At 58.3% G+C, this 14,817-nt stretch carries 15 protein-coding genes and 1 pseudogene; 6 read left to right on the forward strand and 10 right to left on the reverse strand.

Annotated features, from left to right (window positions below; translation table 11 throughout):
- Positions 1–189: 189 nt before the first annotated feature.
- Positions 190–2,259 carry an AsmA family protein gene (locus K3169_RS03935; RefSeq protein WP_263270060.1) on the forward strand — a complete coding sequence of 690 codons (2,070 nt, stop codon included), beginning with the start codon at positions 190–192 and terminating at the stop codon, positions 2,257–2,259.
- 387 nt (positions 2,260–2,646) lie between these two features.
- Here K3169_RS03935 and K3169_RS03940 read toward each other — a convergent pair whose 3' ends face one another.
- On the reverse strand, positions 2,647–3,180 hold the full coding sequence (locus K3169_RS03940) for a bacterioferritin (protein WP_231677158.1): 534 nt from the start codon (positions 3,178–3,180) through the stop codon (positions 2,647–2,649).
- A gap of 389 nt (positions 3,181–3,569) precedes the next feature.
- Entirely contained in the window at positions 3,570–3,908 is a 339-nt protein-coding gene (gene osmE, locus K3169_RS03945) for an osmotically-inducible lipoprotein OsmE (protein ID WP_027902910.1), read from the reverse strand.
- 191 nt (positions 3,909–4,099) lie between these two features.
- On the opposite strand from osmE, the pseudogene K3169_RS03950 reads away from it, so the two are divergent.
- The 4 genes and pseudogenes from K3169_RS03950 to K3169_RS03965 form a co-directional block, all read left to right on the forward strand.
- Positions 4,100–4,260, forward strand: a pseudogene (locus K3169_RS03950) (triacylglycerol lipase); the annotation flags it as partial.
- 58 nt (positions 4,261–4,318) lie between these two features.
- Positions 4,319–4,576, forward strand: coding sequence for a hypothetical protein (locus K3169_RS03955; RefSeq protein ID WP_027902911.1), 258 nt, complete (start codon positions 4,319–4,321; stop codon positions 4,574–4,576).
- A 91-nt stretch (positions 4,577–4,667) separates the two neighbouring features.
- A complete protein-coding gene (locus K3169_RS03960; RefSeq protein ID WP_263270064.1) occupies positions 4,668–4,952 on the forward strand; it encodes a PsiF family protein in 285 nt (94 codons plus the stop codon).
- A gap of 191 nt (positions 4,953–5,143) precedes the next feature.
- A complete protein-coding gene (locus K3169_RS03965; RefSeq protein ID WP_231677160.1) occupies positions 5,144–6,154 on the forward strand; it encodes an AI-2E family transporter in 1,011 nt (336 codons plus the stop codon).
- Positions 6,155–6,246: 92 nt separating this feature from the next.
- Here K3169_RS03965 and K3169_RS03970 read toward each other — a convergent pair whose 3' ends face one another.
- Positions 6,247–7,512, reverse strand: coding sequence for an Hsp70 family protein (locus K3169_RS03970; protein WP_255877107.1), 1,266 nt, complete (start codon positions 7,510–7,512; stop codon positions 6,247–6,249).
- Positions 7,513–7,808: 296 nt separating this feature from the next.
- On the opposite strand from K3169_RS03970, the gene cbpA reads away from it, so the two are divergent.
- Positions 7,809–8,747, forward strand: a complete 939-nt coding sequence (cbpA, locus tag K3169_RS03975) for a curved DNA-binding protein (protein ID WP_263270067.1) — start codon at positions 7,809–7,811, stop codon at positions 8,745–8,747.
- A 153-nt stretch (positions 8,748–8,900) separates the two neighbouring features.
- Here the strand turns inward: cbpA and K3169_RS03980 are convergent, their stop codons facing one another.
- The 7 genes from K3169_RS03980 to K3169_RS04010 all read right to left on the reverse strand — a co-directional run bounded on the left by K3169_RS03980 (position 8,901) and on the right by K3169_RS04010 (position 14,760).
- A complete protein-coding gene (locus K3169_RS03980) occupies positions 8,901–10,034 on the reverse strand; it encodes a sensor histidine kinase (RefSeq protein WP_231677162.1) in 1,134 nt (377 codons plus the stop codon).
- Between the two features lie 181 nt (positions 10,035–10,215).
- On the reverse strand, positions 10,216–11,916 hold the full coding sequence (ureC, locus tag K3169_RS03985) for an urease subunit alpha (protein WP_027902529.1): 1,701 nt from the start codon (positions 11,914–11,916) through the stop codon (positions 10,216–10,218).
- Between the two features lie 156 nt (positions 11,917–12,072).
- Positions 12,073–12,378: an urease subunit beta gene (locus K3169_RS03990; RefSeq protein ID WP_027902528.1), complete on the reverse strand. Its 306-nt coding sequence runs from the start codon at positions 12,376–12,378 to the stop codon at positions 12,073–12,075.
- Positions 12,375–12,908, reverse strand: a complete 534-nt coding sequence (locus tag K3169_RS03995; protein WP_263270070.1) for a GNAT family N-acetyltransferase — start codon at positions 12,906–12,908, stop codon at positions 12,375–12,377. The genes K3169_RS03990 and K3169_RS03995 overlap by 4 nt, the downstream gene beginning before the upstream one ends.
- Positions 12,909–12,917: 9 nt before the next feature.
- A complete protein-coding gene (locus K3169_RS04000) occupies positions 12,918–13,460 on the reverse strand; it encodes a GNAT family N-acetyltransferase (protein ID WP_263270072.1) in 543 nt (180 codons plus the stop codon).
- Between the two features lie 26 nt (positions 13,461–13,486).
- Positions 13,487–13,789, reverse strand: coding sequence for an urease subunit gamma (locus tag K3169_RS04005; protein WP_027902525.1), 303 nt, complete (start codon positions 13,787–13,789; stop codon positions 13,487–13,489).
- A 131-nt stretch (positions 13,790–13,920) separates the two neighbouring features.
- A complete protein-coding gene (locus tag K3169_RS04010; RefSeq protein ID WP_263270075.1) occupies positions 13,921–14,760 on the reverse strand; it encodes an urease accessory protein UreD in 840 nt (279 codons plus the stop codon).
- Positions 14,761–14,817 lie beyond the last annotated feature (57 nt).

Raw genomic sequence — 14,817 nt, forward strand, 5'->3', positions numbered from 1 at the left:
TGATCCTCCAGCCCTTGCTGGCTGTGGCTTGCAGGCGTGGCTTCATATTTCCTCACATAGAAGCTTGGGTTTTAAGCCCTATGCTGTAATTTGCACATCCGATCAAACCCTCAGGTTTTTTGTAAGTCGAAGCTTAAAGTCGACTGCAACAGGCCTGGGCCGGTCTGTTGTTATCTGGAGAGTCATGCAATGACGCGCAGCCGTAAAATTTTTGCCTGGACCGGTGCCATTCTGTTGTTGGTACTGGCTGTATTGGTCGTTGTGATCGCCACGTTTGACTGGAACCGAATCAAGCCAACGCTCAACGAAAAAGTCAGTGAAGCGCTGCATCGTCCCTTCGCGATCAATGGCAACCTTGCGGTTATCTGGGGGCGTGAACCTGAGGAGGGCGGCTGGCGTGCGTGGGTACCATGGCCGCGTTTCGTGGCTGAGGACTTGAGCCTGGGTAACCCGGAGTGGTCGAAAACGCCGGAAATGGTCACCCTCAAGCGCGTCGAATTCCGCCTCTCGCCGTTGCCATTGATCGTGCAGCACGTTGTGATCCCGCGCATTGACCTGACCGGCCCGGATGCAAAACTTGAGCGCCTGGCTGATGGCCGCGCCAACTGGACGTTCGATTTGCCCAAATCTGACCCGAATGCTGAACCTTCCAGCTGGGTGCTGGACATCGGCGCCATCAAGTTCGACAAGGGGCTGGTGAGCTTCAACGATCAGACCCTTAACACTCAGGTGGACCTGGTGATCGACCCGCTGGGCAAGCCCATTCCATTCGGCGATATCGTCGGCAGTGGAGACGCAAAGAAAGCTGAGGAGAAGGGCGTCAGGCCGCAGGATTATGCGTTTGGTGTCACGTTCAAAGGCCAATATAAAGGCCAGAAGCTCAACGGCAGCGGTAAGCTCGGCGGGCTGCTGGCGCTCAAGGATGCTGCTCAGCCATTCCCGGTTCAGGTGGATGCTCACGTCGGTGACACCCACGCGGCTATTGCGGGCACCGTGACCGATCCGCAGAACCTGGGCGCGCTGGATCTGCGCCTCAAGTTGTCAGGCAGCAGCCTGAGCAATCTCTATCCGTTGACCGGCGTGACACTGCCGGATTCGCCTGCTTATTCCACGGACGGTCGACTGATCGCCAAAATCCATGACCCCGCGGGCGCCAACTTCCGCTACGAAGGCTTCAACGGCAAGATCGGCAACAGCGACATTCATGGCGATCTGGGTTTTGTCGCCAGTCAGCCAAGGCCGAAACTCACCGGCACACTGGTTTCCAATCAACTGCTGTTTACCGACCTGGCACCTTTGATCGGCGCAGACTCCAACGCCGCTCAGAAAAAACGCGGCGGGGAAAGCAAGCAGCCAACGGGCAAGGTGCTGCCTGTGGAAGAGTTCCAGACCGACCGCTGGCGGGCCATGGACGCCGATGTCGAGTTCACCGGCAAGCGCATCGTGCAAAGCCCGGACCTGCCGTTCTCTGACCTTTATACCCACGTCGTGTTGAACGACGGGCAACTGAGCCTGCAACCGCTGCGATTCGGCGTTGCGGGCGGCAAGCTCGACGCCGACATTCGTCTTGATGGTCGCAGCAAACCGATGCAGGGCAGGGCGAAGCTTTCTGCGCGCAACCTCAAGCTCAAGCAGCTGTTCCCGACCTTTGAACCAATGAAAACCAGCTTTGGTGAACTGGCGGGTGATGCCGACATCAGCGGCAAGGGCAACTCGGTTGCGGCGTTGCTGGGCACTTCCAATGGTGACTTGAAGATGCTGGTCAACGACGGCGCGATCAGCCGCAGCCTGATGGAAATCGCCGGGCTCAACGTTGGTAATTATGTGGTGGGCAAGTTGTTCGGCGATCAGGACGTGAAGATTAACTGCGCAGCGTCTGACGTGGGCATCAAGGACGGTCTGGCGACGCCTCGTCTGTTTGTGTTCGATACCGAGAACGCGATTATCTTTATCGATGGCACGGCCAACCTTAAAACCGAGCAACTGGATTTGAGCGTCAAGCCTGAGTCGAAAGGCTTCCGCGTATTCTCGTTGCGGTCTCCTCTTTATGTGCGCGGGCCGTTCGCCAAACCGAATGCGGGCGTGCAGTCCGGGCCGTTGCTGTTGCGCGGAGCGGGGATGGTACTACTGGGTGCCGCAATCGGACCGGCTGCTGGTTTGCTGGCCCTTGTTGCGCCTAGCAGTGGTGAGGAGCCCAACCAGTGCGCGCCCTTGCTGGAGCAGATGAGATCGGGCAAAGCGCTGAAGACGGTGCAATAAAATACCGCGCTCCCGGCTATTTTGTGGGAGCCGAGCTTGCTCGCGATATTGGCGACGCGGTTTTATAGCCGTACCGCGTCATCGTTCATCGCGAGCAAGCTCGGCTCCCACAGAATCTCCGCAATCCCGTGGGATCGGCTTTAGCCGGAAAGAGGCCGCTACAGGCACTAAAAATGAGTCGTCAGAAATATCGCCGTCGCGTCTATTTTGTGGGAGCCGAGCTTGCTCGCGAAGCAGTCGACTCGGTATGTCAGATCTACCGCGTCATCGTTCTTCGCGGGCAAGCCTCGCTCCAACAGGATCTCCGACAGTCCCACAGTTCTTCGCATTGGCAGGCACAAAAAAGCCAGGACTCAGTCCTGGCTTTTTTGCATCACGACTCACCGATCACAGGTCGTTGAGAATATCCGCCATGTCGTCGGCGTGTTCTTCTTCCTGAGCCAGGATGGTTTCGAAGATACGGCGAGTCGTCGGGTCATCTTCGCCGATGTATTTGATGATTTCGCTGTAGCTGTCGATGGCGATACGTTCAGCCACCAGGTCTTCGTAGACCATCTCCTTCAGCGTCGTGCCTGCCACGTACTGGGCGTGGGAATTCTTCGACAGCAGGTCAGGGTTGAATTCCGGCTCGCCACCCAGTTGCACAATGCGCTCGGCCAGTAGATCAGCGTGTTCGGCTTCCTGCTGCGCGTGCTCAAGAAACTCGGCAGCGGCGACGCTGGCTTTGAGGCCGGTCGCCATATAGTAGTGGCGCTTGTAACGCAGCACGCACACCAGCTCGGTAGCCAGCGATTCGTTAAGCAGGCGCAGTACCGTTTCGCGGTCAGCGCTATAGCCTTCAGTGACAGCACCGTTCTCGACGTTCTGGCGCGCACGTGCGCGCAGGGTGCTTACATCCGACAATTGTTGGTCGTGGTTCATGGTTTATCTCCAAAGCTAATCCGGTATCCGTCTCGCTCTTGATGCGCCAATCCTCTACAGCATTGAGTGGCGCCCGGCATGATCGGTAACAGGTGTGAGTGCTCGGCTTCGGGAAAAGTTTTATTCTTTTGCGTCATTGGTTGATGAACAAAATATTAGGAAACGACTGTTACACGCCGCGGTCCCAACCTTGAGACGAAAATATATGGAGATACACAATGCTCAAGTTCCTCGGCAGCACCATCGGCATCATCTTCCTGATCGGCCTGATTGTGGTCATCGCCCTGTTCAAGCTGGTGTTCTAAGCGCGAACGACTGCACATGTAAAAGCGCCGCCCAATAAAAAGCCCGATGCATATGCATCGGGCTTTTGCGTATCAACGACCCGCTTACATGGCGCGTTCGTTGGCTTCGCGTTGCTCGCAGGTCATGAAACCCTTGTTATCCACGCGACCGTTGGCGTTGAAGCTGACGTGATAGACCTGCTCGTGGCCGTCTTTATTCATCACGTAGTTGTTGCAAACACCCGGATGCACCTTGCGCTGTACACGAGTAGAAGGCGTGCCTCCGATGGTCAGCACTTGCTGCTCGGTCATGCCGTCTTCAACTTGCTTGACCAGCGGCTCGTTGCGATAGGTCACGTAATCCACCGGGTTCTGCACGGTGGTGTTGGCGCAACCGCTGACTGCGGCGATAACGAAAGCTGCTGCGAGGCTCTTCTTGATCATGAAATACCACTCCAATGACAGAGCCATTGTTGGCCCGTTGCAGCTTGGAGCTGCGAAGGTTCGCAAGAGTTCGATTATTTGATGGCCTTTGAATACTACGTACGTCGCACGGTGATTTCGTTACCTGACAGTCAGGCATCTGACTGCAATCGTAACCGCCCGTAGGGCAGCAGCCTGACTTGATGAAAGTTGCTCGCACGTTCACGAAAGGGCGCGGTCAATGTGATGGCATGGTCGGGAGATTCAGTTCTCACCTGGGTGCCGTCATCGGTGATGACTACCCCCGACCACCGTAAACCCTGTGAAATTGTTTGTTGAGCACGCCGCGCGCCTCAAGGCTGCGGGCCTTTAGCTATCCCAGCTGTTGTTCGTAGTTTGCCGCCCGGTCGGGTCGGCATTGGAGTGATGCAATGAGCGATAAAGAACACTACGCAATCGAGTACACCCTGGCGGGCGAGCACCACGTGGACGTGATCGAGAATCTTGATGTACCGATCATCGACGTAGTTCACGAGCTGGCACAGAAGCATCACGTCGTACTGGATGACGACGTGCAGAGTTTTATCGCCGTGGATGAGGCAACGGCCCACGCATCGGGTATCACCGATGTGTCGATTCACAGCATCGAAGAAGAGGAACTGCGACTCGACACGCGCAACGTCGGGTAGGTCTGAACTGAGCGGGTCGCGCCGCATATTCCTTGGCTACACTCCAAAGCAGGCCACGCTGGTCGGCATGGCCACTGTGGAGTGGATAACCATGAAAATGCTGCGCGTCCCTGTGTTGTTGGTGAGTCTGTTGATGTGTGCCCAGAGTTATGCGGCCACTGCGCAACAGAACAAGATGACCACCTGTAATGCCGATGCTTCAGCTCAGTCCTTGAAAGGCGATGAGCGCAAGACGTTCATGAGCACCTGCCTTAAAGCGTCACCACCGCAAACCCAGCAACAAAAGATGACCAGTTGTAACGCAACGGCTACGACTGAGGCGCTCAAGGGCGATGCTCGTAAGGTTTTTATGAGCGATTGTCTCAAGAAGAAATAATTTTCCAGTGAGGGCTCAGGCGCTGGAAAACGTGCCGTTCAGCGTCCTGAAACCTTTAATTCCGGCGTCTGGTGCAGGTGGCTTATTCATCGGTCTGTAGGTGGTTTCCGATGGGGGCGTCTGATCACTGGTCCTTAGCTCAGAACGCTGGCAGACTGCCTGCCTCTTAGCGCCGTTCGTCTTGAGGCTATATGCCAACGTTTTCCTCGCGACAAGTGTTGTTGGCCAGCTGGATTCTGATATTCGGCGGTCTGTTGATGGTTCTGCCGTTCAAACTGCTGCCGAGTCTGTTGGCCGGGTTGCTGGTCTATGAGCTCGTCAACATGCTGACGCCCAAGCTGCAAAGGCTGATCGCCGGGGAGCGTGCCCGCTGGGTCGCGGTGGCGTTGCTTGGTACGCTCGTGGTCAGTGTGCTGGCGTTGATCTTCGCCGGAGCCTTCAGCTTCGTGCTGCATGAGGCGGAAAACCCCGGCGCGTCGCTGGATAAATTCATGATCCTCGTGGATCGCGCTCGCGGTCAGCTTCCGCCGTTCATCGACGCTTATTTACCGGCCAGCGCTGCCGAGTTCCGGATATCGCTGGGCGAATGGATACAGAAGCACGTTGGTGAACTGCAGCTGATTGGTAAAGGCGCGGCGCATATGTTTGTCACCATGCTGATCGGCATGGTGCTGGGCGCAATCATTGCCTTGCAGCGCATTTCCGATGTGCACACCCGCAAGCCGCTGGCGGCTGCGCTGTTTGACCGTCTCAGCCTGTTGAGCAAAGCGTTCCGCAACATCGTTTTCGCCCAGATCAAAATCTCGCTGCTGAACACCGCGTTCACGTCGGTGTTTCTGGTCATCGTGCTGCCGTTGTGCGGCATTCACCTGCCGTTGACCAAAACCCTGATCATCATGACCTTCCTGCTCGGCTTGTTGCCGGTGGTGGGTAACCTGATGTCCAACACGTTGATCTTCATCGTCGGCATGTCGATTTCAATCTGGGTGGCGCTGGCGGCGCTGGGTTACCTGATCGTGATCCACAAGGTTGAGTACTTCCTGAATGCCAGGATCGTTGGCGGGCAAATCAATGCCAAGTCGTGGGAGTTGCTGCTGGCGATGCTGATTTTCGAAGCCGCGTTCGGCCTGCCAGGAGTTGTGGCCGGGCCGATTTACTACGCGTACCTGAAGAGCGAGTTGCAGCGGGAAGGGTTGGTGTAAGGGAGCAGCTGCAAGCTTTAAGCTTCAAGCTTCAAGAGGCGCACGGCCTGCTTTTAACTTGTAGCTTGAGGCTTGCAGCTTGCAGCTGCCCTTCAGCCATAGCGCTTCTTCGCCTCAATCGCCAACCCGCTGCCGATGCTGCCAAAGATGTTCCCCTCAACATGACGCGCGTTGGGCAGCATGGCCGAGACGCTGTTGCGCAGGGCCGGGATGCCGCTTGAGCCACCCGTGAAGAACACAGTGTTGACCTGATCAACACCCGCACCCGCCTTGAGCAGCAATTCGCTCACGCTGTTACGTACGCGCTCCAGCTGCGAATCAATGGCGGCTTCGAACATTACACGGCTCAAGTCCACACTCAAGCCCGGTTCGATGCGATCCATCGGCAGATGACGGCTTTCGGTGTGGGTCAGCTGGATCTTGGTTTCTTCCACTTCCATGGCCAGCCAGTGCCCGGCGCGCTGTTCAATCAGCTTGAACAGGCGATCAATGCCCTGGGTGTCTTCAATGTCGTAACGCATGCTGCCTAACGCCAACTGGGACTTCTGCGAATAGACCGAGTTGATGGTGTGCCACGTTGCCAGGTTCATGTGGTGGCTGGTCGGCATGTACGCCTGGCTTTTCATTCGGCTGCCGTAGCCGAACAGCGGCATGACGCCTTGAATGCTCAGTTGCTTGTCGAAGTCGGTCCCGCCGATATGCACGCCACCGGTGGCGAGAATGTCTTCGTGACGGTCATCGTAGAAGCGGCGGTCAGGTGACAGGCGCACCAGGGAGAAGTCCGACGTACCACCGCCGATGTCGACAATCAGTACCAGCTCTTCTTTGGTAATCGTTGATTCATAGTCGAAAGCGGCGGCGATAGGCTCGTACTGGAACGACACGTCCTTGAAGCCGATCTTGCGGGCGACTTCGGCCAGCGTGTCCTCGGCTTCCTGATCAGCGGTAATGTCGTCATCGACGAAATGCACCGGGCGACCCAGCACCACTTCTTCGAATTCACGACCGGCGTTGGCTTCGGCACGCTTCTTCAACTCGCCGATAAACAGCGCCAGCAGGTCCTTGAACGGCATTGCCGTACCCAGCACGCTGGTGTCGTGTTTGATCAGCTTGGAGCCCAGCAGGCTCTTGAGCGAGCGCATCAGGCGGCCTTCGTAGCCTTCCAGGTACTCGTGCAGCGCAAGGCGGCCGTAAACCGGGCGGCGTTCTTCCATGTTGAAGAACACCACCGAAGGCAGGGTGATCTTGCCGTCCTCCAGCTCAATCAGCGATTCCATGCCGGGGCGCAGCCAGCCGACGGTGGAATTGGACGTGCCGAAATCGATACCGCAGGCACGGGCCGGGGATTGGTCATTCATGTCTTTTACGTTCCAGTCAAAAAACGGCCGCGCAGTGTATGTCAGTGCACGCCGGATGCGTAGGGCGAAACATCGGTTAAATGTAGATAACTGTATTTGTATGCCTGACTTGAACTAACCGACCGGACCCCCAATCTTCAGTGAATTGTGTTCACATCAGGCCGTCGAACCTTTCAGGCATCAAGCGGGCGGGTTGCACGGCCGATATATCTCAACGTATTGGATTCAGAGACCTCACACAGAGGATGCTGTGCGCAGTGTTCAGCGCTGCACGGCGTAACCGGGGAAAGCATTAGATGGACTTTAAAGACTATTACAAGATTCTTGCGGTGGATCCGACTGCGGATGAGAAAGCGATCAAGGTCGCTTACCGCAAGTTGGCGCGCAAGTATCACCCGGACGTCAGCAAAGAGGCTGGCGCGGAAGAAAAATTCAAAGAAGCGAACGAAGCGTACGAGGTGCTGAGCAGCCCTGAAAAGCGCGCCGAATACGACGACTTACGCAAATACGGTCGCCAGGGCCAACCCTTCCAGGCACCACCGGGCTGGCAGAGCCGAGCGGGTGCGGGCGGGTTTGGCGGCGCTGATAACGGCGACTTCTCCGACTTCTTCAGCTCGATCTTTGGTGGTCGTCCGCAGCAGGGCGGTCGATCTCGCAACCCTGGGCGCAAGGGACAAGACGTCGAAATGGAGTTGGCTATCTTCCTGGAGGAGACCCTGTCGGGCGAATCCAAGCAGGTCAGCTTCAAGGTGCCGCAGCACAATGCAGCGGGCCAGCGTGTGGCTGATGTCACCAAGACGCTGAATGTGAAGATTCCTGCCGGTGTCACCGACGGCGAGCGTATTCGCCTCAAGGGGCAGGGTGCGCCAGGTGTTGCAGGGGGTGAGAGCGGTGATCTGTACCTGATCATCCGCCTCGCGCCGCATCCTAAGTTCGAAGTCGAAGGCCACGACCTGATCATCTCTGTGCCCGTGGCCCCATGGGAAGCTGCGTTGGGTGCCAAAGTCGCTGTGCCGACCCTCACGGGCAAGATCAACCTTACTGTCCGTCCCGACAGTCAGAATGGTCAGCGACTGCGCATCAAAGGCAATGGCTTGCTGAACAAACAAGGACAGCGTGGCGACTTGCTCGCGCAGATCAAAGTGGTAATGCCAAGGTCCAGCGATGAGGCGACTCAGGAACTGTGGAAAAAACTGGCTGACAAGGCAGCGTTTGATCCGCGGGCGCAGTGGTGAGTTAAGCTCCGGCTGCGGCCGCTCCCATAAATGCGGTTTTTATGTGGGAGCCGGGCTTGCCCGCGATAAGATCAACGCGATTTGACTGACATACGCGGCGGCATTATCGCGGGCAAGCCCGGCTCCCACATGAGATTGCATCCATCCAGTCAGCTAGACGCTCTTGGGCAACACCACCGTAAACGTCGTCCCGTCACCTACGTTAGACGTCACGGTAATGCTGCCGCCGTGGGCGTTGACCACTTCCTTGACGATGAACAGGCCCAGACCAAGGCTGGTTGACCGACCGCTGGGCGTCGAGCCCTCGCTGATGGCGCGTACCAATGGGTCAAAGATGCTGCCGATGGCGTCTTCGGAAATGGGGTCGCCGAGGTTGTGCACGATCAACTGCACATGATCCTGCTCACCGCAGACTTTGACGTTGACCTCTTCCTCCCCCTTGCCATGCTGCAGGGCATTGCCGATCAGGTTCTGCAATAACTGGTCGATACGTCCGCGATCCCAATGACCGACCGTATCGCCTTCCACGACCAGATGCGGATGTGAGTCCGGGCGACCGGCACAGGCTTCATCGATGGCCTCGCGGCACGCTTTGCCCAGGTCCATGGCATTGCGTTCAACCGGCAGGCTGGCACCAAGGCGGCTGCGCACGAACTCCAGCAGGTCGCTGACCATCGCCCCCATATGTCGAGTGCTGCTCTTGATCCGCGAAACGTAGCCCTGGGACTTCGCATCCAGTTCTTTTCTGTGCTCCAGCAGGTCGGCGGACATGCTCACCGCTTGCAGAGGTGCGCGCAGGTCATGGCCAAGAATGGCCAGGAAGATATCTCGCGAACGTGCCACCTGCTCGGCATACGCCGCAGTCGATTCGGCCAGGGCTTCGTCAATGGCTTCGTTGAAGCGGATCATGTCAGTGAAGTAGGCCAGGTCAGGCGTTTTCAGGCTTTCGACCCACAACCGGATGACACTGGCGCGCAGATGGCGGAACTCGGAAGTCATCTGCACCAGATCAAACCCGACCATGTGCCGCAGTTCGCCGTGGCTGGCGGCCGCTTCGTCAAGGCTGGGTGTCTTTTGCAGGTCTGCGCCTTTTGACTTGGCCGCTTGCTCGCTTTTGGTCTGCGAGGTGTTCATGTCCCGTGCTGCGGCCAGCAGAATGGCTTGGGCGTGATCGCGCAACTCGACACTGTTCATGGCATCGGCGGCAGGCTTGATGGTTTTTGCGAAGTTTTCCCACTCGTCGACGATACGATCCACATGAGCAACGATGAAGTCCGAGAGGCGCATGGCCGGTTACCTTGCTGCGGGAGCTGTAATGAAGATGGCGCATCTTACAGCCTTTAACCTTCGGGTATCGAGACAGCGACCGGAGGCCAAGGTCATTTCCGGCAACAGAGGCAAGCAGCGGCCAGGCTTGTCGGCAAAAAATAAAGGCAGCCGTAGCTGCCTTATTTGCGAGTGTAGTGGATCAGAACAGGAAATACCGCTGCGCCATTGGCAGGACATCCGCCGGCTCGCACCACAGCAGTACACCGTCTGCCTTGACCTGATAAGTCTGTGGGTCGACGTCGATTTTCGGCAGGTAGTCGTTGTGGATCAGGTCTTTCTTCTGCACGGACCGGCAGCCTTTGACGACGCTGATCACCTTTTTCAGCCCCAGTGATTCAGGCACACCGGCGTCGAACGCTGCCTGGCTGATGAAGGTCAGGCTGGTAGCGTGCAACGAACTGCCGTAGCTGGCGAACATCGGACGATAGTGCACGGGCTGCGGTGTCGGAATCGACGCGTTGGCGTCGCCCATCAGGCTCGCGGCAATCGCTCCGCCCTTGAGGATCAGGGTCGGTTTGACGCCGAAGAACGCAGGGCGCCACAGCACCAGATCAGCCCATTTACCCACTTCCACCGAGCCGACTTCATGGCTGATGCCGTGGGTGATTGCCGGGTTGATGGTGTATTTGGCGATGTAGCGTTTGGCGCGGAAGTTATCGTTGCCTTCACCATCGCCAGGCAGCGGACCACGCTGGCGCTTCATCTTGTCGGCGGTTTGCCAGGTGCGCATGATCACCTCGCCAACCCGGCCCATGGCCTGACTGTCGGAGCTGAGCATCGAGAAGGCACCCAGGTCGTGCAGGATGTCTTCGGCAGCAATGGTTTCCCGGCGAATACGGCTTTCAGCGAAGGCTACGTCTTCGGCGATGCTTGGGTCCAGGTGATGGCAGACCATCAGCATGTCCAGGTGTTCGTCGATGGTGTTGCGCGTGAACGGCCGGGTCGGATTGGTCGAGCTAGGCAAGACGTTGGGGAAGCCGCAGGCCTTGATGATGTCCGGCGCGTGACCGCCACCCGCACCTTCTGTGTGATAGGTGTGAATCGTACGGTTCTTGAACGCCGCCAACGTCGTTTCGACGAAGCCGGACTCGTTCAGGGTGTCGGTGTGGATCGCGACCTGCACGTCGTACTCGTCGGCGACGCTCAGGCAGTTATCAATGGCCGCTGGCGTGGTGCCCCAGTCTTCGTGCAGTTTCAGGCCAATTGCCCCGGCCTTGACTTGCTCCACCAGCGGCCCAGGCAGGCTGACGTTTCCTTTGCCGGTAAAGCCGATGTTCATCGGGAAGGAGTCGGCCGCTTGAAGCATGCGCGCCATGTGCCAGGGGCCGGGCGTCACGGTGGTTGCGTTGGTGCCGGTTGCCGGGCCGGTGCCGCCGCCGATCATGGTGGTCACGCCGCTCATCAAGGCTTCTTCGATCTGCTGCGGGCAGATGAAGTGGATGTGTGTGTCGACGCCGCCCGCCGTGAGGATCATGCCTTCGCCGGCAATGATTTCAGTGGAGGCGCCGATGGCGATGGTCACGTCGGGCTGGATGTCCGGATTGCCCGCTTTGCCGATGGCCGCAATGCGACCGTTCTTGAGGCCCACGTCGGCTTTGACGATGCCCCAGTGGTCGACGATCAAGGCGTTGGTGATCAGCGTGTCGACGACTTCGGCGGCGAGTAACTGGCCTTGGCCCATGCCGTCACGGATGACCTTGCCACCGCCGAATTTCACTTCTTCGCCGTATGTCGTGAAGTCTTTCTCGACTTCAATCCACAGCTCGGTGTCGGCCAACCGTACCCGGTCGCCCACGGTGGGGCCGAACATGTCGGCATAGGCTTGTCTGGAAATCTTCATGGCGATTCCTTGAATTCAAAAAGTGCAGTGCTGAAACGCGGATTGTAGGAGCCCGCTTGCCCGCGATCGGCTGCGAAGCAGTCGCAAAATCAGTGAACACACCGCCGCAGGAAAGTCGTTCCGACTTTATCGCGGGCAAGCGCGCTCCTACCGGGGTTAGAGATCACCCATCACCCGCCCGGCAAAGCCGAACACCCGCCGATGCCCGGCCAGATCCACCAATTCCACATCCCGCGACTGCCCTGGTTCGAAGCGCACGGCGGTGCCGGCCGGAATGTTCAGGCGCATGCCGCGGCTGGCGGCGCGGTCGAAGGTGAGGGCGTCGTTGGTTTCAAAAAAATGGAAATGCGAGCCGACCTGAATCGGCCGGTCACCACTGTTGGCGACGTTTAGGCTGATGGTCCTGCGCCCGGCATTGAGTTCGATTTCACCGGGTTGAATCTGGTATTGGCCAGGAATCATGCGGGTTGTCCCAAGGTCTTGAAGTAGATAGCGGTCGGCGTATAACGGCCGTCCGGGCTTTGGCAGTAGTTGGGCAGTTCGCCGACGCGGGTGTAGCCCAGCGAAAGATAGAATGCTTCGGCGGGTGATCCGGCTTCAGTGTCGAGAAACAACAAGCCGCGCTTGAGCTGACGCGCCGCCTGTTCCAGCGCTTGCATCAATTGCTGCCCCAGGCCGCGCCGTCGCGCTTCTTTGAGCACCATCAGTTTTTGCACCTCGGCACGGTTCAGGCCATTGGCCTTCTGGCAAAGAGCGAGCTGAGTGCTGGCCAGTACCTGCTCATCCTCAACCACAACCCACAACAGCAGGTTGCCGTTGGCGACGTCTTCCCGAAGTCCGTCGCACCAGGCGTACGCGTCTTCGAGGGTCAAGTCGGCCATGAAACCCACCGATGCGCCGTTGTTCACAGCCTCCAGCAGTAAGGTCGCCAGTCCGTGGCGGTAGTGCGCAAAACTTTCATCCGTGACGCGGCGTAGCTGGGCAGGATTCATGATCGCCTCTCAGTTGGAAACGGGAGCTTGTGACGGTGGGGCCGATGCGCCGGGTGACAAATCCAGTTGCATGAATGTCAGGTCCAGCCAGCGTCCAAATTTAGTGCCGACCTGTGGCATTTGGCCGGTCGTGATGAAGCCCAGTCGTTCATGCAGGCTGATAGAGGCCTTGTTCCCGCTTTCAATCGCCGCGACCATGATGTGTTTGTCGCACAGGCGAGCGCGGTCGATCAGGGCTTTCATCAGTTGCGGGCCCAGGCCTTTGCCGCGCTGATCGGCGCGCACGTAGACGGAATGCTCTACGGTGTGACGGAAGCCTTCAAAAGGGCGCCAGTCGCCAAACGACGAATAACCCGTGACCTGGCCGTCATCGTCAATGGCGACCAGAATCGGATAACCCTGAGTCTGGCGCGCATCGAACCAGGCCTGACGATTGGCCAGATCTACCGGTTGCTCGTTCCAGATCGCGGTGGTGTTAAGCACTGCGTCGGTGTAAATCGCCAGGATGCCCGGCAGATCAGCCGGGAGGGCGTCGCGAATCGTATGGCTCATGATCAGTTCCAGAGTCTCGTTCGGGGTCAGGCGATAGGCTGGTGCACGGTGACCAGTTTGGTGCCATCAGGGAAGGTCGCCTCGACCTGAATTTCGGGGATCATTTCCGGGATGCCTTCCATGACCTGTTCGCGAGTCAGCAGCGTTGTGCCGTAGTGCATCAGATCCGCTACGGTTTGCCCGTCGCGCGCGCCTTCAAGCAACGCCGCCGAGATGTAAGCCATGGCTTCCGGGTAGTTGAGCTTCACACCCCGGGCCAGCCGCCGTTCGGCAACCAGGCCTGCGGTGAAAATCAGCATCTTGTCTTTTTCGCGTGGGGTGAGATCCATGTTGGTTCCGTGTGTAAAAGTTTGATTTGCCAGTAATCCCTGTGGGAGCGAGGCTTGCCCGCGATAAGGCTGGACGCGGTTCACTTTAGATCGCGTCGCTCTTATCGCGGGCAAGCCTCGCTCCCACAGGATCAAGTACTCCAGATCCTCGGCGCCACCGCTTCGCGGCCCAGCACCGCCGGGCGCAGCAGTTTCCATAATTCGATCATCCAGGCCCGGGCATGCAGCGCCTCATCAGCCAGACAACGAGCAACCAGCAAACCGGGCAGTTGGGTCAGATCACCGCGTACCGGATTGGGCACCGATCGGCAGGCCTCAAGCAATTCGCTGTCAATGTCGCCGGTGACCAGCAACGTGCCAAATACGGTTTTGCCATCCAGACCAATCGGTGACTGGAGCAAGCCGTCGCCACCGATGATGCGTTGCCGTTCATGCCACAGCAACTTGCCCTCGCGGCGCACATCAAGATGCGCCTGGAAATGCCCGGTCTCGAAGCGCTCGCCGCTCGCCGGTCTGCCCAGCGCCACGACGTCCCAGTACAGCAGCCGCGCATCGCCTTGCAGATCGATGCGCGTGGTCAGTTCGGCCTGTGCGGCACTGAACACGATGGTTTCCTGCGGCAGCCATTCCAGCGTCGCACCGGACGCGACAGTCAGGTCAAGTTGCTGATACGCCGGACCTGCCGCGCGATACCACTTGGCTGCGCCGGGGCTGGTCAGTTGTGCCCAGGCATCAGGGCCGACGCTGGCGCTGATGTCCAGTCTGTCGCCGCCGGCAATGCCACCGGGTGGATGAACAATAATGTGCTGGCAAACTTCCGGGCCTTCGGCGTACAGGTGTTTTTGTACCCGCAGCGGCCCTTTGTGGCGGCGCTGGGTCGGTCGCGTGCTGTCGCCAAAACGACCGTAGCCCAGCTCCAGCTCGGCATGCCAGCTGGGCGTGAACAATGCGGTGTGGGCGGGAAGATTCATGTGATCGCTTTCATACTTTTGGAAAACAGCAGTTCTGGAAGACTGCACCTTAACGGA

Source organism: Pseudomonas phytophila (assembly GCF_025643095.1).
GTDB lineage: Bacteria > Pseudomonadota > Gammaproteobacteria > Pseudomonadales > Pseudomonadaceae > Aquipseudomonas > Aquipseudomonas quasicaspiana.